The sequence below is a fragment of the Streptomyces sp. CA-106110 genome (assembly GCF_050936285.1).
Taxonomy (GTDB): Bacteria; Actinomycetota; Actinomycetes; order Streptomycetales; family Streptomycetaceae; genus Streptomyces.
The window spans coordinates 5,889,509-5,911,518 of sequence record NZ_JBNJNB010000001.1 but is presented as its reverse complement, the minus strand read 5'-3'; the positions used below and the strand labels follow the sequence as shown (position 1 = coordinate 5,911,518).

Sequence of the window (22,010 nt, the reverse complement as noted above, 5' to 3'; positions counted from 1 at the left end):
GCGGTTTCCCCCTCTCTCACGCCCCCGGTGAGGCTCCGGCCGACCCGGGGGCGTGGTCGTTTCATGGGCCATCCTTGACCTGTACATGAACCATTGGAGGTTCCGTACACAACTGGGGTGACGCAACCTTCTACGCGTGTAGTCCCCGTACTGCCCGCTCAGCAAGCGCAGTTGACCTCCGTCACCTCAGCTCCAGGAGCCTCGAATGCCCGTCAGTCCCATGAACCGCCGGGAGTTCATGCAGAAGTCGGCCGTCACCGGAGCGGCCGTGGCCGCGGCGGGAAGCATCGCCGCCGCGCCCGCCGAGGCGGCCGGCCGCACGCCCGAACACGCGCCCCGCACCTGGTCGTTCTCCATCCTGGGCACCACCGACCTGCACAGCCACGTCTTCGACTGGGACTACTACCTGGACGCGGCCTACAGCGACAAGGCGGGCAACTCCATCGGTGTCGCACGCGTCGCCACGCTCATCAAGCAGCAGCGGGAGGCGAAGGGCGAGGAGCGCGTCCTGCTGATCGACGCGGGCGACATCATCCAGGGGACCTCGCTCGCGTACTACTACGCCCGCGTCGACCCGATCACGGGCAAGGACGCCCCCAAGCACCCCATGGCCGTCGCCATGAACCACATGCGCTACGACGCCGCCGCGCTCGGCAACCACGAGTTCAACTACGGCATCGACGTGCTGCGCAAGTTCGAGAGCCAGTGCCGCTTCCCGCTGCTCGGCGCCAACGCCCTCGACGCCAGGACCCTGCGTCCCGCCTTCCAGCCGTACACGGTGAAGCGCATCTGCGTGCCGGGCGCGCCCGACATCAAGGTCGGCATCCTCGGACTCACCAACCCCGGTATCGCGCTGTGGGACAAGGACAACGTCAGCGGCAAGATGGTCTTCCCCGGGCTGGTGGAGCAGGCGAAGAAGTACGTGCCGCGACTGCGCGCCCTCGGCTGCGACATCGTCTTCCTGACCGACCACTCCGGCCTCGACGGCTCATCCTCGTACGGCAGTGAACTCCCGTACGTCGAGAACGCCTCCAACCTCGTCGCCGAGCAGGTCCCCGGCATCGACGCCATCCTCGTCGGCCACACCCACGTCGAGGTCCCCTCCTACACCGTCAAGAACGAGGAGACCGGCGAGGACGTCCTGCTGTCCGAGCCGTACTGCTGGGGCATGCGGCTGACCGTCTTCGACTTCGAGGTCGAACTGCACCACGGCCAGTGGAAGGTCACGAGCAAGAAGGCCCAGACCCTCAACCCCAACGGCGTCGAGGAGGACCCGGAGATCACCCGGCTCCTCAAGGCCGACCACGACCTCGTCGTGAAGTACGTCAACACGCCCGTCGGCACCTGCACCCAGGACCTCTCGGCGGCCGAGTCCTGCTGGCAGGACGTCCCCATCATGGACTTCATCCACCAGGTCCAGATGGCGGCGGTCGCCACCGGCCTCTCCACCGCCGACGCCGCCCTCCCGCTCATCTCGGTCGCCGCGCCCTTCAGCCGCACCGCCGACATCCCGGCCGGGAACGTGACGATCAAGGACATCGCCGGGCTCTACATCTACGACAACACCCTGTACGGCAAGAAGCTCACCGGCGCCCAGCTCAAGGACTACCTGGAGTACGCGGCGAAGTACTACCACCAGGTCCCGTCCGGCACGAAGGTCGACACCGCGACCCTCACCAACGCCAACAACTTCTGGGACTACATGTACGACACCGCCGCCGGCGTCGACTACGAGATCGACATCGCCCAGCCCGAGGGCTCGCGGATCAAAAACCTCACCTACAAGGGCGCCGCGGTCGCCGACGACCAGGTCTTCGTCGTCGCCGTGAACAACTACCGCGCCAACGGCGGCAGCGGCTACCCGCACATCGCCGCCGCGGACATCGCGTACAGCTCCACCAACGAGATCCGCCAGCTGATGATCGACTACGTCACGTCGAAGGGCACCCTGAACCCGGCGGACTTCGCGGTCACCAACTGGAAGCTGACCCAGAACGGCACGCCCGTCTTCTAGACGGCCGCTTTCCCCGGGGCGCCCTCCAGCCGCTCCGCCAGGAAGTCCTCCCAGGTCCGGGTGCCCGTCTCGGCCCCTTCGAGGGTCAGGTTGGCCCCGGCCCGGTAGGCGCGGCCCGCCTTGCCGGGCATACGGACCGGCAGCATCGGGCGGCGCCTGCCGCGCGCGGTCAGGTAGGTGCGGAGCAGGTCCGCCAGGCCGTACACCGTCGGCCCGGCCAGATCGGGGACCAGGCCGGCCGGCTCACCGAGCGTCAGCTCCACGAGCCGGGCGGCCACGTCCCGCGCGTCGACCGGCTGCAGCCGCAGGCCGCCCGGGACCGGGACGACCGGCAGCTTCGCCATCTTCTCGGCCATCAGCAGCGCCAGGTCGTGGAACTGGGCGGCCCGCAGCGTCGTCCACGGCAGGCCCGACGCGGCGACGGCCCGCTCGGCCTCCAGCTTGGAGCGCAGCCACGCCAGCGGGACCCGATCCGCACCGATGACCGAGATGTACACCAGGTGCCGCACCCCGGCCGCCTGCGCGGCCCGCACCAGATTCCGGGTCGCCTCGTCGTCGCCCTTGGGGCCGCCCGCGAGGTGCAGCACGGTCCCGGCGCCCGCCACCGCCGCGTCGAGACCCTCACCCGTGCGCAGGTCGACGGCCACGTGAGTGACGCCGGCCGCGGGCTCGTGCGCGTGCCTGCTCAGCACCCGCACCTCGCGGCCCGCCTCCCGCAGGAGCGGTACGACGTGGCGGCCGAGCGTGCCGGTGCCGCCGGTGACGAGGACGGGCGCGGTCGTCGAGTTCATGATCTTCCTCCCAAGCGGTCGGTTCTCACCCGTGCGGGTGATCTACTGGGACGACCCGCCGTCCGGAAGGAATGTGACACGGTGTCCGAACGCCAGCTGATGACCGAGCGGTTCGAGGAGCAGCGGCCCAGGCTGCGGGCGGTGGCCCACCGGATGCTCGGCTCGCTCAGCGAGGCCGACGACGCCCTCCAGGACGCGTGGCTGCGCGTCGACCGCGCCGACACGAAGGACATCCAGAACCCGGCCGCGTGGCTGACCACGGTGGTGGCCCGGGTGTGCCTGAACATGCTGCGCTCGCGCGAGACGCGGCGCGAGGAGCCGCTGGACGCGGGAGGGAACCCGGTCGCGGACACGGTGGTCGACCCCGAGGAGGAGGCGCTGCTGGCCGAATCGGTCGGACTCGCGCTGCTGGTCGTCCTCGACACGCTGACGCCCGCCGAGCGGCTCGCGTTCGTACTGCACGACATGTTCGCCGTGCCGTTCGACGAGATCGGCCCGATGATCGACAAGACCCCGGCCGCGACCCGCCAGCTGGCGAGCCGGGCGCGCCGCCGGGTACGGGGGACCGCGGCGCCCGAGGCCGATCCGCCCCGCCGGCGCCGGGTCGTGGACGCGTATCTGGCCGCGACGCGCGACGGAGACTTCGAGGCGCTCCTCGCCCTGCTCCATCCGGATGTGGTGCTCCGGGCCGACCGGGCGGTCGTCCCGACCCCCGAGCCCTTCCGCATCACCGGCGCCCACCCGGTGGCCAAGGGCGCGATGGCCTCCATGGGCCGGGCCCGGTTCAGCACGCGCGTCCTGGTCGACGGCCGGGCCGGCCTGGCGATGCTCCGGGCCGGCCGGCTGCGCCTGGTGCTGAGCTTCACCCTCTCCGACGCCGACGGTCTGATCACCGCGATCGACGTGATCGCCGACCCGGAGCGTCTGCGAGAGGTGGAGGTCGCGGTGCCCGACGACCGGGCCTAGCGGTCCCCCACCTGCCGCCTCAGCTAAAGATGATCATCGATCCCTGGGCCAGGCTCCGCGTCGCCGCCGAGTGCAGTCCGAGCCACACGTGCCGCTCGCGGGCGAAGGGGCTCGGGTCGTACGGGGCCGGGAGCGCCGGTTCCTCCAACGCCGTGGGCGCGAGCGGGGGATCCGGCGCGGCGGGCGGGTTCGCCGGGTCGATGCCGATCGCCTGCCCCACCGCCTCCAGCTCCCGCAGCAAGGCCTGGGAGGACCCCAGCGGACCGCCGCCCGCGAGGAGTTCGTCGTTCGACAGCGGCTGCGGGAAGTCCACCGGGACGTACGCGCCCGCGTGGTCGTAGTGCCACACCAGATGCGACTGCTGGGCCGTCGACTCGAACATCTCGAGCAGCTGCTCGTAGTCGCCGCCCAGCTCGTCGACCGGCGTCACCGCCAGACCGCACACCTGGAGCAGATAGGCGCGGCGCAGGAAGTGCAGCGCGTCGTAGTCGAAGCCCGCGACCGGCGCCACCTCACCCGTCAGCCCCGGCATGTACTGGTACACCGGCACCGGCGGCAGTCCTGCCTCGCCCAGCACCTTGTCGTAGAGGGCGAGTTCTTCCGCGAACGGATTGTCGGGCGTGTGGCACAACACGTCGACGAGCGGGACCAGCCACAGGTCACAGGCCAACAGTAAGCTCCTCGGGTTATCGGAGTGGTGCAGGCGTGGTTCAGGCAGCGTAATGGGCGCGAAGCCGGGGTGTCTCAACCGTGCAGGTCCCATACCCATACGCCGCCCACCCACTTACCCGGCCGCCCCACGAGCGCGTCCACGGCCCGGCGCAGCTGGTCCTGGTACGGCTGCGGGGCCAGCACCAGAGCACCCGCCTTCCAGTACGCGAAGTCGACGCGCGCCTGTGCCCGCCAGTTCTTGCCGATGGTGGGGGCCACTCCGGTGAAGCTGACGTCCCGCAGCATGCTGGACGTGTAGCGGGGCTGCGCGGTGTAGATGCCGATGCGGTCGCTGCCGTAGGGGCCGTTGAAGTAGCCGCCCGGCACACTGAACTTCAGGCCGGTCGCGGTCTGCCAGTGCAGGGCCTCCGCGTTGCCCGAGTCCGGCAGCGGGATCGGCACGAGCGTCTCGTCCTTGCCGACGTAGGACTTCCACGTCCCGTCCGCGATGAACGCCGGCACCTTGGCGCGCTCCACCGTCTTCAGCGGGGCGGGCAGGATCGGGATGAGCGCCGCCGCGACCGCGGTCAGGCCGATGAACTGGTTCGCGATGTTCGGCGTGCGCAGCAGCCGCTCGATCGCCACGGCCAGCAGCATGCCCAGTGCCGGCGCGCAGATCATCGCGACCCGGCCCTCGATGACCGACTCGAACAGGGGCTTGTCCGCGAGCAGGGCCCAGGGGCCCGGGAGAGTGGTCTGGCTGAGCGGGATCCGGAATCGGGGACCCAGGGACAGGAAGGCGGCGGCCACCGCCGTGAACGCGAGCGCCTTGACGAGGGCGCGGTCCCACAGCCGCACGGTGATCGCGAAGGCGAGGCCCACCAGCGGCCAGCCGTAGAAGGCGTTCTGCTCCGTGGGGTTCAGCGACAGGGCGTTCGCGGTCACCTCGTTGCCCGCGACCAGCGAGCGCTCGGCGAAGGAGAGCAGGGCGAGCGGACTGTTGCCCGCGTTGTCGCCGTGCAGAACGCTCTTGTAGCTCTGCGGACCGAAGAACTGCCAGTACAGGGGGAGCGCCACCAGGGGCAGGCACACCGCCGCGCCGATCGCCAGCCCCTTCAGCAGCGGCTGCCAGGCCTTCTTCGCCACGTCCCGGCGCACGACCCCGTACGCGGCGGCGAACAGCGCCATGCCGAGGGACGCCAGCAGCAGCGGCTCCTCGCCGAGGAAGACCTGATACGCCGCCATCAGCCCGAGGACGACCCCGTCCCGGACGACCCTTGTACCCGAACACAGGCGCAGGGCGCGCTCGATGAGCAGCGGGATCATGAACAGGACGGTGAAGTTCGGGTGCGCGTTGGCGTGGCTGACCATCGGGGGCGCGAAGGCCGCGAGCGCCGCACCGGTGAAGGCGGCACCCCGGTGCCGTACGACCCGTTTCACGATCAGCCGGTACCAGACGGCGGCCGTCGCGGCGAGGCCCAGCGTCATCACCAGCGCGAGGGTGACCGCGGGACCGAGGAGCAGCGTGACCGGCGTCAGGGGGACGGTCAGGCCCAGCATCACCGTGTTGGCCATGAGGTTCACGCCGTCGGGGAAGCCCTGCAGCGTGGTGAAGAGGGGGTTGCGGAGATGGGCCACGTTGTCGGCCGTCACCGCGAAGAACCACTCCCACTGGTTCTGGTCCTGGAGCGAGTCCGGGAGGTAGCGGTGGCCCGGGTCGGCCCAGCGGCCCGAGTACAGGCCCACCGACATCAGCAGGAACACGGCGACGGCGACGAGGTCCGCGGGGCGCACGGAGCGGATCTTCAGGCCGGCCAGTTCGGCCAGCACACGGAGGTAGTCGAGGGGGCGGACCTTGGAACCCGGCTGGTGGGCCCAGCGCACCGGCACCTCGGTGACCGGCCAGCCCGAGCGCCGGAAGTGCTGGAGTATCTCCACGTCGATGCCCCAGCCACTGAGCCGGGACCCGGTGAACGCCTCGCGGGCGCGGTCGCCGTCGAAGAGTTTGAAGCCGCACTGGGTGTCGCGTATGCCCGGCACGGCGATCCCGCGTATCAGGAGATTGCCCGCGCGCCCGAGCAGTTCGCGCAGAAGGCTCTGGTGCCGCTCTATGGTCGCCCCCGGTGCCGAGCGGGAGCCGATCGCCGCCGAGTGCCCGTCGGCCAGCGCCTTCTCCAGGGCCTCCAGCTCCTCGATCGGCGCCGCCAGGTCGGCGTCCGTGATCAGGACCCGGCGGCCGTAGGAGGCGAGGACGCCCAGACGCAGGGCGTGGCCCTTGCCGCGGTTGCGGGGGCTGGTGAGGAGCTGCACGCGCCGGTCGCGGACCGTGACCGCGGCGACGATGTCCCGTGTGCCGTCGGTGGACCCGTCGTCGACGACGACGACCTCCCACTCGCCGAAGCGGCCCTCGTGCTCGCGCAGATACCCCTCGATCGCGTCGAGGGTGGGTCCGAGGCGTTCCTCCTCGTTGTAGGCGGGGACGACGACGGACAGGTCGATGGAGGTGGCCCGCATGTCCTGTATGACGTCGGTGGCCTGCGTCGCGCTCATCCGGCAGCGCGTCTTTCGAGCAGCGCGAGGGAGTGCGCGTTGTACGCGGCGACCACGGACTGCGCCGTGGCGGGGTCGCGGCGCGCCAGCGCGTCCACGAGCTCGGTGTGCCCGGCCCAGAGCCGGCCCCTGAGGTCGGTGGCCTTGCGCAGGTGCTGGACCGTGCAGACCCAGGTCTGCACGCGCAGCCGGTGCAGGAAGTCGCCGAGGTAGGAATTGCCGTACAGGGAGCTGAGCTCCCGCCAGAAGCGCAGGTCGTAGCCGATCAGGATGTTCAGTTCGCCGGCCGCCGCGGCGCGCTGGGCCTCCTCGCCGCGCCGCCGCACCGCCCCGAGGGCGGCCGGCAGGCCCGGGAGGTCCACCGCGATGCGCCCGCCGCCCTCGATGAGGTGGCGGAAGATTCCGTCGGTCACGAGGCTGCGGGCCTCGATCATCTCGCGATAGTCGTCGAGGGAGTAGGCGTGCACCTCGAAACCGCGGTGCTGCACGGCGTCCAGGAGACCCTGGGCCGACAGGTCGACCAGCGCCTCGCGGACGGGGGTCGCGGAGACGCCGTACTGCTCGGCGATCTCCTTCACCGTGAACTCCTGGCCCGGCTGCAGCCGGCCGGCCAGCACCTCGTCGCGGAGCGCGTCCGCGATCTGCTGCCGCAGGGTGCTACGGGTAACGGTGCCATTGCCGGGCATCGTGGTCTGGATCCCCCATCCGCGTACGGTTCCGTGTTCCTCATCGAGCACGTCACCTTACGCGGTGGGGGTTGCACGAGTGCCGTATGCGGCGCCTGTGGCGGGGGCCGGCGCGATGGCTCCCCGCCGGACCGGCTACGCGGTGTACTCGTCCGCGACGGCCAGCGCCGCGTCCAGGGCCGCGAGGCCCTCCTTGGCCTCCGCCTCCGTGACGGTGCAGGGCGGAACGACGTGCGTGCGGTTCATGTTCACGAAGGGCCACAGACCGTTGGCCTTCGCGGCGGCGGCGAACGCGGCCATCGGCGCGTTCGCCTCACCGGCCGCGTTGTACGGCACGAGCGGCTCCCGGGTCTCCCGGTTCCGCACCAGTTCCAGGGCCCAGAACATGCCCACACCGCGCACGTCGCCCACCGACGGGTGCCGTTCGGCCAGCTCGCGCAGCCCGGGTTCGATGACCTGCGCACCGACGACCGCCGCGTTCGCGACGACGCCCTCTTCGGCCATCACGTTGATCGTGGCCACGGCCGCGGCACAGGCCAGCGGGTGCCCGGAGTAGGTCAGACCGCCCGGATAGGGCTGCTTGCCGAAGGTCTCCGCGATCTTGCCGGAGATGGCGACGCCGCCGAGCGGCACATAGCCGGAGTTCACGCCCTTCGCGAAGGTCATCAGGTCCGGGGTCACCTCGAAGAGGTCAGCGGCGAACCACTCGCCGGTGCGCCCGAACCCGGCCATGACCTCGTCGAGGACGAAGACGATGCCGTACTTGTCGCACAGATCGCGGACACCCGTGAGATAGCCGCGCGGCGGGACCATGATCCCGGCCGTCCCGGGGATGGTCTCCAGGACGATGGCGGCGATGGTCCCCGGCCCCTCGAAGGCGATGGTCGTCTCCAGGTGCTCGAGCGCCCGCTCGCACTCCTGCTGCTCGGTCTCGGCGTAGAAGCGCGAGCGGTACAGGAACGGCGCCCAGAAGTGCACCACCCCGGCGGAGCCGCTGTCGGAGGCCCAGCGGCGCGGGTCGCCGGTGATGTTCACGGCCTGCTGGGTGCCACCGTGGTACGAGCGGTAGGCGGACAGCACCTTGGGCCGGCCGGTGTGCAGGCGCGCCATGCGCACCGCGTGCTCGTTCGCGTCGGCACCGCCGTTGGTGAAGAAGATCTTGTCGAGGTCGCCGGGGGTGCGTTCGGCGATCAGCCGGGCGGCCTCCGAGCGGGCCTCGACGGCGAAGGCCGGCGCGAACGTGGTCAGGGTGGCGGCCTGCTCCTGTATCGCGGCGACGACCTTCGGGTGCTGGTAGCCGATGTTCGTGAAGACGAGGCCGCTGGTGAAGTCCAGGTAGCGGTTGCCGTCGTAGTCCCAGAAGTACGACCCCTCCGCACCGGCGACGGCGAGCGGGTCGATGAGATCCTGCGCTGACCAGGAGTGGAAGACGTGCGCACGGTCCGCGGCCTTGACGGCGGCACCGGCCTGAGGGTCGGTCTGAGGGGTCATGCGCCGAAGCGTAGGTGTCCGCGGTGCGGGCGCGACATCGGCGTCCTGTCTGCGGTCGGGGACTTTCCGCGACAGGTTGTCGTATGGATGCCGCCCGGGGCAGGCCTGCCCCGCGCCGGGTACCGGATCCGGGCGGGCCACGCCCCGCACTGCCCGCCACCAGGTGTTCGCCGAGGTCCGCCGCGTACGGACGCCTTCTGCGGACCGGAAGCCGTCCGCCCGGCCTGTTACGGAACCGTAGACACCACCCTGACAGACTCCCCGTACGGCGGCATTATCCTCGGGCTGTCGCACGCAGGGGGAATCAGGGGGGTAGGTGACACGGCGATGGACAAGCCGAAGGCGGGGGATCCGGTGGGGACGGCTCCCGGAACGGACCTCCGGGGGAGTGCCGGGTCCTATCGGCTGCTCAGGCGGCTCGGGGCCGGCGGTATGGGAAACGTGTATCTGGCCCGCTCCGACCGGGGCCGCACCGTCGCGGTGAAGCTCGTCCGGCGGGAGCTGGCCGAGCAGGAGGAGTTCCGGGCGCGTTTCCGGCACGAGGTGCAGGTCGCCCGGCGGGTCGGCGGGCACTGGACGGCGCCCGTCCTGGACGCCGACACCGAGGCCGACATCCCCTGGGTCGCCACCGGGTACGTGGCGGGCCTGACCCTGCACACCGTCGTCTCGCAGGACCACGGCGCCCTGCCGGAGCGCTCCGTGCGCGTGCTGGCCGCCGGTCTCGCCCACGCCCTTCAGGACATCCACGCGGCGGGGCTGATCCACCGCGACCTCAAGCCCTCCAACGTCCTCGTCACCATCGACGGGCCGCGGGTCATCGACTTCGGCATCGCCCGCGCCATGGAGACGCTCACCGGCGCCTGGCTCACGCGTACCGGGGCGCTCGTCGGATCGCCCGGGTTCATGTCGCCGGAGCAGGTGCGCGGCGACCGCATCACACCCGCGTGCGACGTCTTCTGCCTCGGGTCCGTCCTCACCTACGCCGCCACGGGCGCCTTTCCCTTCGGCACCGTCGACAGCGGCGTGCACGCCCTGATGTTCCGCATCGCGCAGCAGGAACCGGAACTGAGCGGCATGCCCGAGGAACTCGCCGCTCTCGTACGGGACTGTCTGCGCAAGGACCCAGCAGCCCGGCCCACGCCCGCGCAGATCCTGGAGCGGATCGGCGCGGAGGACACGGTCTCGGACGGCCGGAGCCGGGAACCCTGGCTGCCCGGTTCCCTGGTCGCCCAGCTCGGCCGCCATGCCGTGCGGCTGCTGGACGCGGAGGATCCGCAGGACGCGGTGAAGGCCACCCTTCCGGGGCCCAGGACGGGCGATTCCGGCGCCCCGCAGGACCCCGTCGACCTGACCAAGCGGCTCCCGGACCCGCAGGTCGCTCCCGAGCACGCCGCCGCGGCCGACGCGGCGCCCGCGCCGGGTGCGCCCGCCGTCCCCGACCGGCTGCCCGTCCAGGCCGCCGGTCCCGACCACACGCCCGCGCCGGGTGCCCCACCCGCCTACGGTCACCCGCAGCAGCACCCTCAGCCCCCGGTGCACGGCGACCCGCAGAACGCCGGCGGCTGGACCGGTACGCCGGCCCCCGGCCCGGTCCCGCCGTACCGGTCCGTGCCGTACGGCGACCTGGAACCGCAGTCCCGACGCGGGAACCGCCGCTCCACCGCCGTGCTGGTCGCCGTCGCCCTGGTCGTCGCACTCGGCGCGGGCGGATCGGTGTACGCGCTGATGCGGGGCAACGGGCACGGTACGAAGGGCGCCGCGGGCCCCTCGCACACCGCCGGGGCGCCCACGACCCAGCACCCGACCATGCCGGCGCCCTCGGCCTCGAAGAGCGCGAGCCCCGGCTCGCAGTCACAGGCCGCCGGCACCGTCCCCTCGGCCTACCTCGGCACCTGGAACGCCGCCATCGACAACGCCGGTGGGCACAGCACCCGCCAACTGGTCGTCCAGCAGGGCAAGGTGGGCGACACGGTGCTCTCCCTGACGGCGGACGGCCCGCCCGGCAGCGGCACGTACCACTGCGTCTTCCAGGCGAAGCTGGCCGAAAAGCCCACCGCAGGGAGCCCGTTGGAGATCGGCCCGTCCACGGTCACGGTCGGCAGGCCGGCTTCGTCCTGCACCCCGGGCCAGGCCACCGAGCTGACGATCCTCCCGGACGGCCGCCTCAAACGCCTGAACACCAGCACCGGAGAGTCCCTGACGTACGCGAAGGGGGGGGCAACTGCCCGTCGCTGAAGCGACAGGGCTTGCACAACGGTCGCCACTGGCTGTGGCGCTGTGTTTGCGTCCTACTCCACCCGGTTGTCTCGGGGGTGGGGCTGGGGTGGTTGACTGCACCCCGCGTCGCCACAACTGCCGTGCGCGGGCGCGGATGTTGCGGGAGGCGTTGTGGTCCGCGTGCGCAACGACGCCGCAGGACCGGCATGCGAACCAGGCCTGCGAGACCCGGTTCGCTCTGTCGAGGTGGCCGCACTCGGCGCAGGTGCGGGAGGTGTACGCCGGATCGACGTACACCACCGGCACCCCGGCCCGGCGGGCCTTGTACGCGATGAACTGCCCGAGCTGGTGAAAGGCCCAGCTGTGCAGGGTGGCCCGTTGGGGCTTGCGAAGCCGTACCCGCTCGCGGATGCCCGTCAGATCTTCCAGGGCGATCCCGCGACCGGTGCGTTCTGCCTCGGCCACCACATGTTTCGGGCTCTCCGGGTATGGGTGTGGGTGACTGGGTGTGATCTCGGCGTCAATGTGTTGACCGGGTTGGATGGTTCCGTCCCAGGGCGGTGGAATGCAGGACGCGCACGGGGTGGACCGTAGGTTTGGAGGTTGTCGAAGACCGTCCTGACCTGCCGGAGAGCCAGCGCCGTGCGCGTTACCACTGCATTCAACCGCCTTCTGGACCTTCCCGGCGCGAGCGTCACCGACGTGTCGTTCGGCGAGGACCGCGTGATCGTGGACGTGGTGCTGACCCGTCGGCGTCTGGTCTGCCCGGAGGCTGGCTGTGACTTCACCGCTGCGTCGCGGTACGACACCCGGCCGGTCTCCTCCTGCTGGCGGCATCTGGACCTGGGCCGCTGGGGCCTGGTCCTGCGTGCAAACCTTCGCCGCCTGGACTGTCCCCAGCACGGTGTCAAGATCGAGGCCGTCCCCTTCGCCAGGCACCGCTCCGGCTTCACCCGAGACTTCGAGGACGTCGTCGCCTACCTGGCCACCCGCACCGACAAGACCACCATCACCCGCCTGCAGCGCGTCGACTGGGACACTGTGGGCCGCATCTGCGCCCGCGTGGTCACCGACGGCCTGGACACCGACCGGCTCGACGGCCTGGTCGCCATCGGCGTCGACGAAGTGAGCTGGAAGAAGCACCACAACTACCTCACCTTGGTCGCCGACCACACCGGGAAGAAGATCGTCTGGGGCGCCGAGGGCAAGGACAGCGAGACGCTCGACCGGTTCTTCGCCGAGCTCGGCCCCGAGCGTGCCGCACGACTGGCCGCGGTGAGCATGGACATGGGCCCGGCCTTCGCCAAGAGCGTCCGCGAGAAGGGCCACGCCCCGCAGGCCGCGATCTGCATCGACCCCTTCCACGCCGTCAAGCTCGTCGGCGACGCCCTGGACACTGTGCGCCGCGAAGCCTGGAACGAGATGCGCGGGCTCGGCGACCAGGAAGGAGCGAAGAAGTTCAAGGGCGCCCGCTGGTCGCTGCTCAAGAACCCGGAGAACCTCACCGACGAACAGGCATCCACACTCCGCAAGCTCCGCCGCAAAGGCGGCGGCATCTGGCGGGCCTACCGCCTCAAGGAGTCCTTCCGGGCCATCTTCGCCGGCGACCTGAACGCCGACGAGGCCGCCGAGTTGATCGACCGCTGGACCTCCCAGGCCCAGCGTTCCCAGCTCCCCGCCTTCATCAAGGTCGCCAAGACCATCCGCAAGTTCCGCGACGGGATCCTCGCCTCGATCCGCATGAAGATCAACAATGGGCGGGCGGAGGGCCTCAACAACCACGTCCGCCTACTGGTCCGACGCGCCTACGGCTTCCACACCGCCACAGCCGCACTCTCCCTGGTCATGCTCACCTGCGGACCCATCACCCTCGTCCTACCCTGGGAGCGCCCCCCAACTCGCACCGGCTGACCCACACCGATGCCGGGAGAGCCATGTTTCGCGATCTTGTGGTTGATGTCCCGCGCCCGCCGTGCCTCCTTGCGTCGCCGCTTCTTCAGCCGGCGCCTGGCGGACGGGGTGTTCTTCTTCTGCAGCTTGGCCCGCAGTGTGCGTTCCCGGACCCGGATCCGGTTGAGCGCCCGCCCGGCCATGAGCTGGCCGTCGGACGTGGTGGCGATGTTGACGATGCCCAGGTCGATGCCGAGGAAGTCCACCGGATCGCTGTTCGGCGCGGCTTCGGGGACCTCGCAGGTGGCCTGCAGGAACCACATGCCGTCCCGCACCAGCAGGTCGGATTCGCCTTTGCGGTATCGGGCCGGGGCGGCCAACTGCTCCCCACCGGCGGTGAACGCCACGTCCCGCATCCGCCCGTGCACGGTCCAGATCGAGATCCGCCGCTCGGCCATCTGCCAGGACAGCATCCGGTCGTCATACGGCTGCGCGCTGTCCGGCCGGAAGGTGATCGGCTTCCCGGTGGCCTTCCGATAGCGCTTCGAGCCGGGCTTGCCCAGATTCCCAGCCTTCAGGTTCGCCCTCAACGCGGCGTACGCATCGCACGTCTTCTTGATCACGTGCTGGGCGGCCTGCGCACCCAGCCTCCACCGAGCCTTGATCTCACCGTAGGTGTGCTCGCGCAGCGCGAAGTTCCGCTTCACATCCTTTTCGAACGCCACGCCGCCGGCCCAGCTGGCGGCCTCATTGCAGGCGCGCAGGGTCGCCTCAAGCGCCGCCGCCTGCAGGGGCGTCGGCAGCAGTTTCACCTGCACCACCAGCTTCACACCCGCGACGCTACCCAGCCCCACCGAGCCCGCGCATTCGAACACCGGAACTTCCCTCATCCCGGACCCAGCCGTACAGCGCTCCGCGACGACGAAGGCTGCGGCACTCCGTGCCGCCCGCTTGAGGATGCGACTCCTCCCGGGCGTAAACCCCGGGGCTCCTCGCAGGAAGCATGCTGAACTCCCACGTACGCCCACCCGTTGAACGTCACATGAACTTCGGCGGAGGGCCCCTGCGGGTTTTCGCCGACGGGCCGTACGGTGACCGCACGATCGGCTCCGGTGAGTAGCGGGGGACCCACGGTGGAGTGGTTGAGCGCAGAGAACGTCGTGGCCGTGGGGACCGCGGTGCTCGGCATCGTCGCTTCCGGTGTCATGGTCTGGTACGAACGCCGGGTGCCGCGCCGCAAGCGCATCGGCTATCGCGTCCAGATGGACAACCCGATAGGCGACGACGTCCGCTCGGGCCGTGCGAACAGACGCCTCGGCCTCTTCGACGAGGACCCGGGCATGGTGGACGCGACGCTCGTCCTCCTGCGCATCGAGAACGACGGCTCGCAGGGCATCGACCGCGACGACTACACCGGCCCCGAAATCCACGGTCTGACCGCGGTGTTCACCGACCGCACCATCCGCGGTGTCTCGGTCACGCAGCCGACTGACGCCGACCACCTCATGGACCACTTCATCCCGGATCGCGGCTTCGGGTACGAGGGCAACACGCTGCGCATCCCGCGGGTCCCGCTCAACCGCGGCGACCACTTCAAGCTGCTCGTGCTGCTGTCGGGCGGCGATGTGGGCCGCGAGATACGGCTCATCGGCGGCATCCGGGAAGGCGAGGTGCACCCGAACCGCAGCGCCACCCCGGACGAGAAGCCGCCGCTGTTCAGCCGCGCCGCCCGGCTGATCAGCATCACGCTCACGCTCAGCGTCGTCACGCTCGCCGGCATCGTCATCGCCCGGGACGACAACCCGCCCCCCATCGAATGTGCCAGCGGCTCCCTGGCGATCACGGGTTCGACGGCCTTTGCCCCTGTGGTGCGGGAAGTGGCGAAGCAGTACGAGAAGAAGTGCGAGGGCTCCGACATCAAAGTGGACGCGCGGGGCAGCGAGGCGGGTGTGGGTGAACTCGCCGCCCGGGGCGCCCAGTCGAAGAGGTCCCCGTCCATGATCGCGTTCTCCGACGGGCCCACCGCCGGCGAGTCCCGTGACCTCGAGGGGAACAGGGTCGCGGTGCTGGCCTTCACCCTGGTCGTCAACCAGGGCCTCGATCTCGGGCGCGGGCTGTCGCTGACCGACGTACGCCGCATCTACCGCGGGCAGATCACCCGCTGGAGGCAACTCGACCCGCATCTGCCGAATCTGCCCGTGGTGCTCGTCAGTCGCAACGCCGACTCCGGCACGCGGCAGATCTTCCAGCGGCGGGTGCTGGGCAGCTGGGAGCGGGTCCCCAGCACGTCGCTGGACTGCCTCCACAAGGACGACAGGACAGCCCCGGTCATGCGCTGCGAACTCGACTCCACGCAGGAGGTGCTGGACAAGGTGGCCGCGATCCCGGGCGCCATCGGCTACAGCGAGCTCAACTTCGCCCTGGGCCACAAGGGGCTGCGCCGGGTCCCCCTGGGCGGCGCCGTGGCCTCCGTCCAGGACATCGAGTACGGCAGGAGCGACTACCCGTACCGCGGGGTCGAGTACGCCTATACCTACGGTCACCCGCCCGCTGGTTCCCTGGCCGCCGGCTTCCTCGCCTATCTCGGCCAGAGCGTCGGCGAGACCGTGATCCGCAGCCACGGCAACCTGCCGTGCTCCGCGCCGGCCGTGCTGCCGCTGTGCGACGACGACGGCGGAAGCTGACCCGTACGAGGGACTGCGCCAGGGTGTTGCCGGGCCGATGCGGAGGCGTGTTGCCGGCGGGCGTCGGGCCTCTGCGGTACGCGCCTGGTTCTGGTGGGGCGTTGGGCCCGTGTCGGCGCGCTCACCTCGGCTCGGGTGGCCGCTGCCGGGGCATGTTCGGGCGGGTCCCGTTCGGCGGCGCCAACCTCCCCAGCGCCAGTACGTCCCCCCGCGGCGCGGCCGCCCCCACCGACTGGATGCCCAGGGGGCCCGACCTCGTCCGGAATTCCACCATCCAGTCCGCCGTCTCCGCCCGTACCAGTTCCGTCAGGTCCTCCGAGAACCGCCGCAGGACCGACAGGCACCGCTCCGCCGCCTCCCCGGCGGTCCCCTCCGTCGGCCCCAGCACCTCCCGCACGCTCTCGGTCGCCCAGTCAAACTGCAGGGCCTGGAGCCGCCGTTGCACGGCCTGAGCGGTCGCCACGTCCCTTATCCAGCCGGACGTCACTCCGAAGAACCGGTCCCCGGCCACACAGGACACCCCGAGCAGCAGCGACAGATAAGCCCAGGGTGCGACCCCGTCGACCGCCCCGGTCAGCTCGAGCAGCGGCAGCGCGGCCCCGCACACGGCACCGGACGCCGCACCCACACGCAGCGCGAGCGCCCCCCGCCGCTTCCACACCCGGTTCGCGAGATACCAGGCCACCGTCTCCAGCGCCCGGTCCTCCACCCACCGGTACAGCTCGTCGAGCCGCTGCGCGGGCTCCCCCCAGTCGCCGTGCGGGAACGGCCCTCCCGTGAGGTCGTCCGGCCGCAGCCCCGCCGCACCCTCGCCCCGCCCGTCCTGGAGCGGACTCTCGGGCTGCATCTCCGGCTGGCTCACCCGGCACTCCCTACATACGGCATGACTTCCGCGATGCACCCTCCGCAGTGCGCGCGTCCCCCGCTCCGTGCACGCTTCGCACTGCTCAGGTGACGCATGGTGCTGAGGCGGCGGACCCTTCCTACCGCCCATGGGTGGCGAGCACCCGGGTTTCAGCGCTTTTCCGCCCGGAAGTGGGTCCTGGTCGGGTAGAGGATGGCTGACAATCTCACTCGAAAGAGTGTCGCCACGGTCCAGGTCAGGGTCCGGTCGGACTACCGGAGCGCGCGTGACGGTGACCACGTAGGCTCGTGCCAGGCGGCGAAAACCCGCCCGGAAAGCCGTACGAAACCCTGACAGCCGTACCGTACGAGACCAGGAGCTGATCGTGATTCCCGGTGGTGGCCAGCCCAACATGCAGCAGTTGCTCCAGCAGGCCCAGAAGATGCAGCAGGACCTCGCGCAGGCGCAGGAGGAGCTGGCTCGGACCGAGGTCGAGGGCCAGGCGGGCGGTGGTCTGGTGAAGGCCACGGTCACCGGCGCCGGCGAACTGCGGGCCCTGGCCATCGATCCCAAGGCGGTGGACCCGGAGGACACGGAGACCCTCGCCGACTTGATCGTCGCGGCCGTCCAGGCGGCCAACGAGAACGCGCAGACCCTCCAGCAGCAGAAGCTCGGTCCGCTGGCCCAGGGGCTGGGCGGCGGCATCCCCGGCTTGCCGTTCTGAGTCCACCGGTCCGTCCCTTCTCAGTGGGGCAAGGGCCAACTACCGTACGTACCAAGAAACCGAGCCCGGCTACGGTACGTACCGAAGCTCTCCAGGAAAGGCAGTCCGTTGTACGAAGGCGTGGTCCAGGACCTCATCGACGAGCTGGGGCGGCTGCCCGGCGTCGGTCCCAAGAGCGCGCAGCGGATCGCCTTCCACATCCTGCAGGCCGAGCCGACGGATGTGCGTCGGCTCGCCCAGGCACTGCTCGAGGTGAAGGCCAAGGTCCGCTTCTGCGCGACCTGTGGCAACGTCGCGCAGGAGGAGTTGTGCGGCATCTGCCGTGACGCCCGCCGCGACCCGTCGGTGATCTGTGTGGTGGAGGAGCCGAAGGACGTCGTCGCGATCGAGCGGACTCGTGAGTTCCGGGGCCGCTACCACGTTCTGGGCGGAGCGATCAGCCCGATCGAGGGCGTGGGCCCGGACGACCTGAGGATCAGGGAACTGCTCGCGAGGCTGGCCGACGGCACGGTCACCGAGCTCATCCTGGCCACGGATCCCAACCTGGAGGGCGAGGCCACGGCCACGTACCTCGCCCGGATGATCAAGCCCATGGGCCTCAAGGTCACCCGCCTGGCCAGCGGCCTCCCGGTGGGTGGCGACCTGGAATACGCGGACGAGGTCACGCTCGGCCGCGCCTTCGAGGGGAGACGACTCCTAGATGTCTGACGCCACGCTGCACTCCACGACGATGGACCCCGACGACTTCGCGGTGCAGATCGCGGACCAGATCGAGAGTTTCCTGGTCGCCGTCACGGAGGTCGCGAAGGGTGACGAGCCGGACTCTGCTATTCCGTTCCTCTTGCTGGAGGTCTCCCAGCTGCTCCTCGCGGGCGGCCGCCTCGGCGCACACGAGGACATCGTGCCGGACGAGCGCTACGAGCCGGACTCGGGCCCGGACGCGGATGCGGACGAGCTGCGCGAACGCCTTGCCACCATGCTGGACCCGGTCGACGTGTACTCGGAGGTCTTCGACCCGTACGAGCCGCGCAGGGCGCCGGTTCCGGCCCGTATCTCCGACGACCTGGCGGACGTCATCACGGACCTGCGCCACGGCATGGCCCACTACCGGGCCGGCCGCACCACGGAAGCCCTGTGGTGGTGGCAGTTCTCGTACTTCTCCAACTGGGGTTCGACGGCGTCGGCGGCGCTCCGCGCGCTCCAGTCGCTGGTCGCCCATGTGCGGCTGAACCAGCCGCTGGAGGAGCTCGACGGCCTCGACACCGACCAGGGCCTCGGCGACGAGGTCCTCGCCGAGGAGGCGGGCCGGGTCATGGTCCGGGAGATCGCCCGGCCGCTGGGGCTGCGACCGGTCAAGTAGGCCCGGTCGCCCCCTTCCCCGGCGGATCGGCGGACCGGTCCCCGACTCGTCCGGAACGTGTGCACGGCCCGCGTCTGCATGCCCGGAACCCGGTGCACACCGGTCTCCTGTGACACGCGGCACTTTTCGAGTACCTCTTGTCGCACCGGGGCAGATGCGCTCCTGGAGCGGCCGAGTCGCACGCCGGAAACCTTCGGTGAAAACCGTCGTACGCCTGTCGTACGTACGAAGAAAACCGGGGTGATCCCGGCGTGAGCGGGACATCTCACCATGCGATATCCCGGAAGGGAAATTCGGTCGCTCGATAGACTGAGCCGACCGCACGTGCAGATACGCGGGTGCGGAAAGAGACGGACTGAGCGAGGAGCGCACGTGGGCCTTGTCGTGCAGAAGTACGGAGGCTCCTCCGTAGCCGATGCCGAGGGCATCAAGCGCGTCGCCAAGCGGATCGTGGAAGCCAAGAAGAACGGCAACCAGGTGGTTGTCGTGGTCTCCGCGATGGGCGACACGACGGACGAGTTGATCGATCTCGCCGAGCAGGTTTCCCCCATGCCTGCCGGGCGTGAGTTCGACATGCTGCTGACCGCCGGAGAGCGGATCTCCATGGCCCTGCTGGCCATGGCGATCAAAAACCTGGGTCACGAGGCTCAGAGTTTCACCGGCAGCCAGGCAGGCGTCATCACCGACTCGGTCCACAACAAAGCCCGGATCATCGACGTCACGCCGGGCCGCATCCGCACCGCGCTGGACGAGGGCAACATCGCCATCGTCGCCGGTTTCCAGGGCGTCAGCCAGGACAAGAAGGACATCACGACCCTGGGTCGCGGTGGTTCCGACACGACCGCGGTCGCGCTGGCCGCGGCCCTCGACGCCGAGGTGTGCGAGATCTACACCGACGTCGACGGCGTGTTCACCGCCGACCCGCGTGTGGTGAAGAAGGCCCGGAAGATCGACTGGATCTCCTTCGAGGACATGCTGGAACTGGCCGCGTCCGGGTCCAAGGTGCTGCTCCACCGCTGTGTGGAGTACGCACGCCGTTACAACATCCCGATCCACGTCCGCTCGTCCTTCAGCGGGCTGCAGGGCACGTGGGTCAGCAGCGAACCGATTCAGCAAGGGGACGTGAAGGTGGAGCAGGCCATCATCTCCGGTGTCGCCCACGACACCTCCGAGGCCAAGATCACGGTCGTCGGCGTGCCGGACAAGCCGGGCGAGGCCGCCTCGATCTTCCGTGCCATCGCCGACGCCGAGATCAACATCGACATGGTCGTGCAGAACGTGTCCGCCGCGGCGACCGGTCTCACGGACATCTCCTTCACCCTTCCGAAGACCGAGGGGCGCAAGGCGATCGACGCCCTGGAGAAGGGCAGGACCGCGATCGGCTTCGACTCGCTGCGCTACGACGACCAGATCGGCAAGATCTCGCTGGTCGGCGCGGGCATGAAGACGAACCCGGGTGTCACGGCGGCCTTCTTCGAGGCGCTGAGCGACGCCGGTGTGAACATCGAGCTGATCTCGACCTCCGAGATCCGTATCTCGGTGGTCACACGTGCGGACGACGTGGCGGAGGCCGTCCGTGCGGTGCACAGCGCGTTCGGCCTGGACTCCGAGACCGACGAGGCCGTTGTCTACGGAGGCACCGGGCGATGACCGGCCTCCCCCGCGGGGGCACGGGCCGTATGGGGCGTCGATGACAACGCGAACCGAGAAGCCGACGCTCGCGGTCGTGGGCGCGACCGGGGCCGTCGGCAGGGTCATGCTCCAGATCCTGTCCCAGCACGCGGACATCTGGGGCGAGATCCGTCTGATCGCCTCGCCGCGCTCCGCCGGCCGCAAGCTGGCCGTGCGCGGCGAGGAGGTCGAGGTCATGGCGCTCGGCGAGGAAGCGCTGACCGGCGTCGACGTGGCGATGTTCGACGTCCCGGACGAGATCGCCGCGCAGTGGGCACCGATCGCCGCGAGCCTGGGCGCGGTCGTGGTGGACAACTCGGGCGCGTTCCGGATGGACCCCGAGGTTCCCCTGGTCGTGCCGGAGGTCAATCCGCATGCCGCCCGGCTGCGTCCGCGCGGCATCATCGCCAACCCCAACTGCACGACCCTCTCGATGATCGTGGCGCTCGGCGCGCTGCACGCCGAGTTCGGGCTGCGGGAGCTGGTCGTCTCCTCGTACCAGGCCGTCAGCGGCGCCGGCCGCGCGGGCATCGACACCCTGCGGCAGCAGCTGTCGCTGGTCGCCGGCACGGAGCTGGGGACCAACCCGGGTGACGTACGGCGCGCGGTGGGCGACAGCACGGGGCCCTTCCCGGAGCCGGTCGCGCTCAATGTGGTGCCGTGGGCCGGGTCGCTGCGCGAGGACGGGTGGTCCTCGGAGGAGATGAAGGTCCGCGACGAGTCCCGCAAGATCCTCGGGCTGCCGGAACTGCGGGTGGCCGTCACCTGTGTCCGCGTACCCGTGGTCACGGTGCACTCGCTGACGGTCCACGCCCGCTTCGAGGGCGATGTGACGGTCGACCACGCCCGCGAGATCCTCGACACGGCGCCCGGCGTGGTCCTCTTCGACAACCCGGCGGCGGGCGAATTCCCCACGCCCGCGGACGTGGTGGGCACGGACCCGACCTGGGTGGGCCGGGTGCGCCGCGCCCTGGACGATCCGACCGCGCTGGAACTGTTCGTGTGCGGTGACAACCTGCGCAAGGGCGCGGCGCTGAACACGGCGCAGATCGCGGAGCTGGTGGCGGCGGAACTCGGGGCGTCCTAGGGCCGCCGCGACGGCCGGGGTCGCCGGACCCCGGCCGGCACAGACGCCGGGGACCGGCGTTCGCGCGTGGTCGACGGGGTGCCGCCCGGTGCGTTCGGTGCCCGTACGCGTACGTTTTCCGGTGCCGGCTGTCCGATGGCCGGAATCCCCCATGGCCGCTGGCTGAATCGTTTGTAGGATCTCTTTCGGTTCAGCGGGTCGGCCTGTGGTCCAAACCACTTGAATCGAAGCCTCTCGGCGTTCGAAGATTTCCCCTCCCGCCCTGCAACCGCGCACAGGGCTGGGAGCGTCTTTGCGGTCGCCCTCTGGGGGGCGGGCACGACACACACGGGGCATAGGGGAAGAGCTGGTACGCATGAGGGCACTTGACGCACGGTCCGATGT

17 protein-coding genes and 1 pseudogene are annotated in these 22,010 nt (G+C 70.4%); 10 read left to right on the top strand and 8 right to left on the bottom strand.

Annotated features, from left to right (window positions below; genetic code table 11):
- The first annotated feature begins 205 nt into the window (after positions 1–205).
- Positions 206–2,014 carry a bifunctional metallophosphatase/5'-nucleotidase gene (locus ACQEXA_RS27235; RefSeq protein WP_432930566.1) on the top strand — a complete coding sequence of 603 codons (1,809 nt, stop codon included), beginning with the start codon at positions 206–208 and terminating at the stop codon, positions 2,012–2,014.
- Here ACQEXA_RS27235 and ACQEXA_RS27230 read toward each other — a convergent pair.
- On the bottom strand, positions 2,011–2,805 hold the full coding sequence (locus tag ACQEXA_RS27230) for an SDR family oxidoreductase (RefSeq protein WP_433131340.1): 795 nt from the start codon (positions 2,803–2,805) through the stop codon (positions 2,011–2,013). The two genes, ACQEXA_RS27235 and ACQEXA_RS27230, sit on opposite strands and share 4 nt — an antisense overlap.
- 99 nt (positions 2,806–2,904) lie before the next feature.
- On the opposite strand from ACQEXA_RS27230, the gene ACQEXA_RS27225 reads away from it, so the two are divergent.
- Complete coding sequence (locus ACQEXA_RS27225) at positions 2,905–3,771, top strand: sigma-70 family RNA polymerase sigma factor (RefSeq protein WP_433134632.1); 867 nt, start codon at positions 2,905–2,907, stop codon at positions 3,769–3,771.
- A 19-nt stretch (positions 3,772–3,790) separates the two neighbouring features.
- Here ACQEXA_RS27225 and ACQEXA_RS27220 read toward each other — a convergent pair whose 3' ends face one another.
- The 4 genes from ACQEXA_RS27220 to ACQEXA_RS27205 form a co-directional block, all read right to left on the bottom strand.
- Complete coding sequence (locus tag ACQEXA_RS27220; RefSeq protein WP_360996185.1) at positions 3,791–4,441, bottom strand: hypothetical protein; 651 nt, start codon at positions 4,439–4,441, stop codon at positions 3,791–3,793.
- Between the two features lie 74 nt (positions 4,442–4,515).
- Complete coding sequence (locus ACQEXA_RS27215) at positions 4,516–6,972, bottom strand: dolichyl-phosphate beta-glucosyltransferase (protein WP_433131338.1); 2,457 nt, start codon at positions 6,970–6,972, stop codon at positions 4,516–4,518.
- Positions 6,969–7,658, bottom strand: a complete 690-nt coding sequence (locus tag ACQEXA_RS27210) for a GntR family transcriptional regulator (RefSeq protein WP_359395775.1) — start codon at positions 7,656–7,658, stop codon at positions 6,969–6,971. Before ACQEXA_RS27210 ends, ACQEXA_RS27215 begins: the two co-directional genes overlap by 4 nt.
- 135 nt (positions 7,659–7,793) lie before the next feature.
- Positions 7,794–9,149 carry an aspartate aminotransferase family protein gene (locus tag ACQEXA_RS27205; protein ID WP_433131335.1) on the bottom strand — a complete coding sequence of 452 codons (1,356 nt, stop codon included), beginning with the start codon at positions 9,147–9,149 and terminating at the stop codon, positions 7,794–7,796.
- Positions 9,150–9,476: 327 nt separating this feature from the next.
- Between ACQEXA_RS27205 and ACQEXA_RS27200 the strand changes: the two genes are divergently transcribed.
- Positions 9,477–11,384 (top strand): protein kinase domain-containing protein, encoded by a 1,908-nt coding sequence (locus tag ACQEXA_RS27200; RefSeq protein WP_433131333.1) that lies wholly within the window; start codon positions 9,477–9,479, stop codon positions 11,382–11,384.
- Between the two features lie 6 nt (positions 11,385–11,390).
- On the opposite strand, the pseudogene ACQEXA_RS27195 reads toward ACQEXA_RS27200, so the two are convergent.
- Positions 11,391–11,840, bottom strand: a pseudogene (locus ACQEXA_RS27195) (RNA-guided endonuclease InsQ/TnpB family protein); the annotation flags it as partial.
- Positions 11,841–12,008: 168 nt separating this feature from the next.
- Between ACQEXA_RS27195 and ACQEXA_RS27190 the strand changes: the two are divergent.
- Positions 12,009–13,277, top strand: coding sequence for an ISL3 family transposase (locus tag ACQEXA_RS27190; RefSeq protein WP_432920608.1), 1,269 nt, complete (start codon positions 12,009–12,011; stop codon positions 13,275–13,277).
- On the opposite strand, the gene ACQEXA_RS27185 is transcribed toward ACQEXA_RS27190, so the two are convergent.
- A complete protein-coding gene (locus tag ACQEXA_RS27185; RefSeq protein ID WP_433131331.1) occupies positions 13,172–14,131 on the bottom strand; it encodes a transposase in 960 nt (319 codons plus the stop codon). The two genes, ACQEXA_RS27190 and ACQEXA_RS27185, sit on opposite strands and share 106 nt — an antisense overlap.
- Positions 14,132–14,389: 258 nt before the next feature.
- On the opposite strand from ACQEXA_RS27185, the gene ACQEXA_RS27180 reads away from it, so the two are divergent.
- Positions 14,390–15,940 carry a PstS family phosphate ABC transporter substrate-binding protein gene (locus ACQEXA_RS27180; protein ID WP_433134630.1) on the top strand — a complete coding sequence of 517 codons (1,551 nt, stop codon included), beginning with the start codon at positions 14,390–14,392 and terminating at the stop codon, positions 15,938–15,940.
- 121 nt (positions 15,941–16,061) lie between these two features.
- On the opposite strand, the gene ACQEXA_RS27175 is transcribed toward ACQEXA_RS27180, so the two are convergent.
- Positions 16,062–16,802, bottom strand: a complete 741-nt coding sequence (locus ACQEXA_RS27175) for an SLATT domain-containing protein (RefSeq protein ID WP_359395682.1) — start codon at positions 16,800–16,802, stop codon at positions 16,062–16,064.
- 367 nt (positions 16,803–17,169) lie between these two features.
- Between ACQEXA_RS27175 and ACQEXA_RS27170 the strand changes: the two genes are divergently transcribed.
- The 5 genes from ACQEXA_RS27170 to ACQEXA_RS27150 all read left to right on the top strand — a co-directional run bounded on the left by ACQEXA_RS27170 (position 17,170) and on the right by ACQEXA_RS27150 (position 21,626).
- Positions 17,170–17,508: a YbaB/EbfC family nucleoid-associated protein gene (locus ACQEXA_RS27170; RefSeq protein ID WP_432930575.1), complete on the top strand. Its 339-nt coding sequence runs from the start codon at positions 17,170–17,172 to the stop codon at positions 17,506–17,508.
- Between the two features lie 108 nt (positions 17,509–17,616).
- On the top strand, positions 17,617–18,216 hold the full coding sequence (gene recR / locus ACQEXA_RS27165; RefSeq protein WP_103837909.1) for a recombination mediator RecR: 600 nt from the start codon (positions 17,617–17,619) through the stop codon (positions 18,214–18,216).
- Positions 18,209–18,868 carry a DUF5063 domain-containing protein gene (locus ACQEXA_RS27160; RefSeq protein WP_432930578.1) on the top strand — a complete coding sequence of 220 codons (660 nt, stop codon included), beginning with the start codon at positions 18,209–18,211 and terminating at the stop codon, positions 18,866–18,868. The genes recR and ACQEXA_RS27160 overlap by 8 nt, the downstream gene beginning before the upstream one ends.
- A gap of 372 nt (positions 18,869–19,240) precedes the next feature.
- On the top strand, positions 19,241–20,518 hold the full coding sequence (locus ACQEXA_RS27155) for an aspartate kinase (RefSeq protein ID WP_359395690.1): 1,278 nt from the start codon (positions 19,241–19,243) through the stop codon (positions 20,516–20,518).
- Between the two features lie 40 nt (positions 20,519–20,558).
- Positions 20,559–21,626, top strand: a complete 1,068-nt coding sequence (locus tag ACQEXA_RS27150) for an aspartate-semialdehyde dehydrogenase (RefSeq protein WP_432930580.1) — start codon at positions 20,559–20,561, stop codon at positions 21,624–21,626.
- Positions 21,627–22,010: the final 384 nt, after the last annotated feature.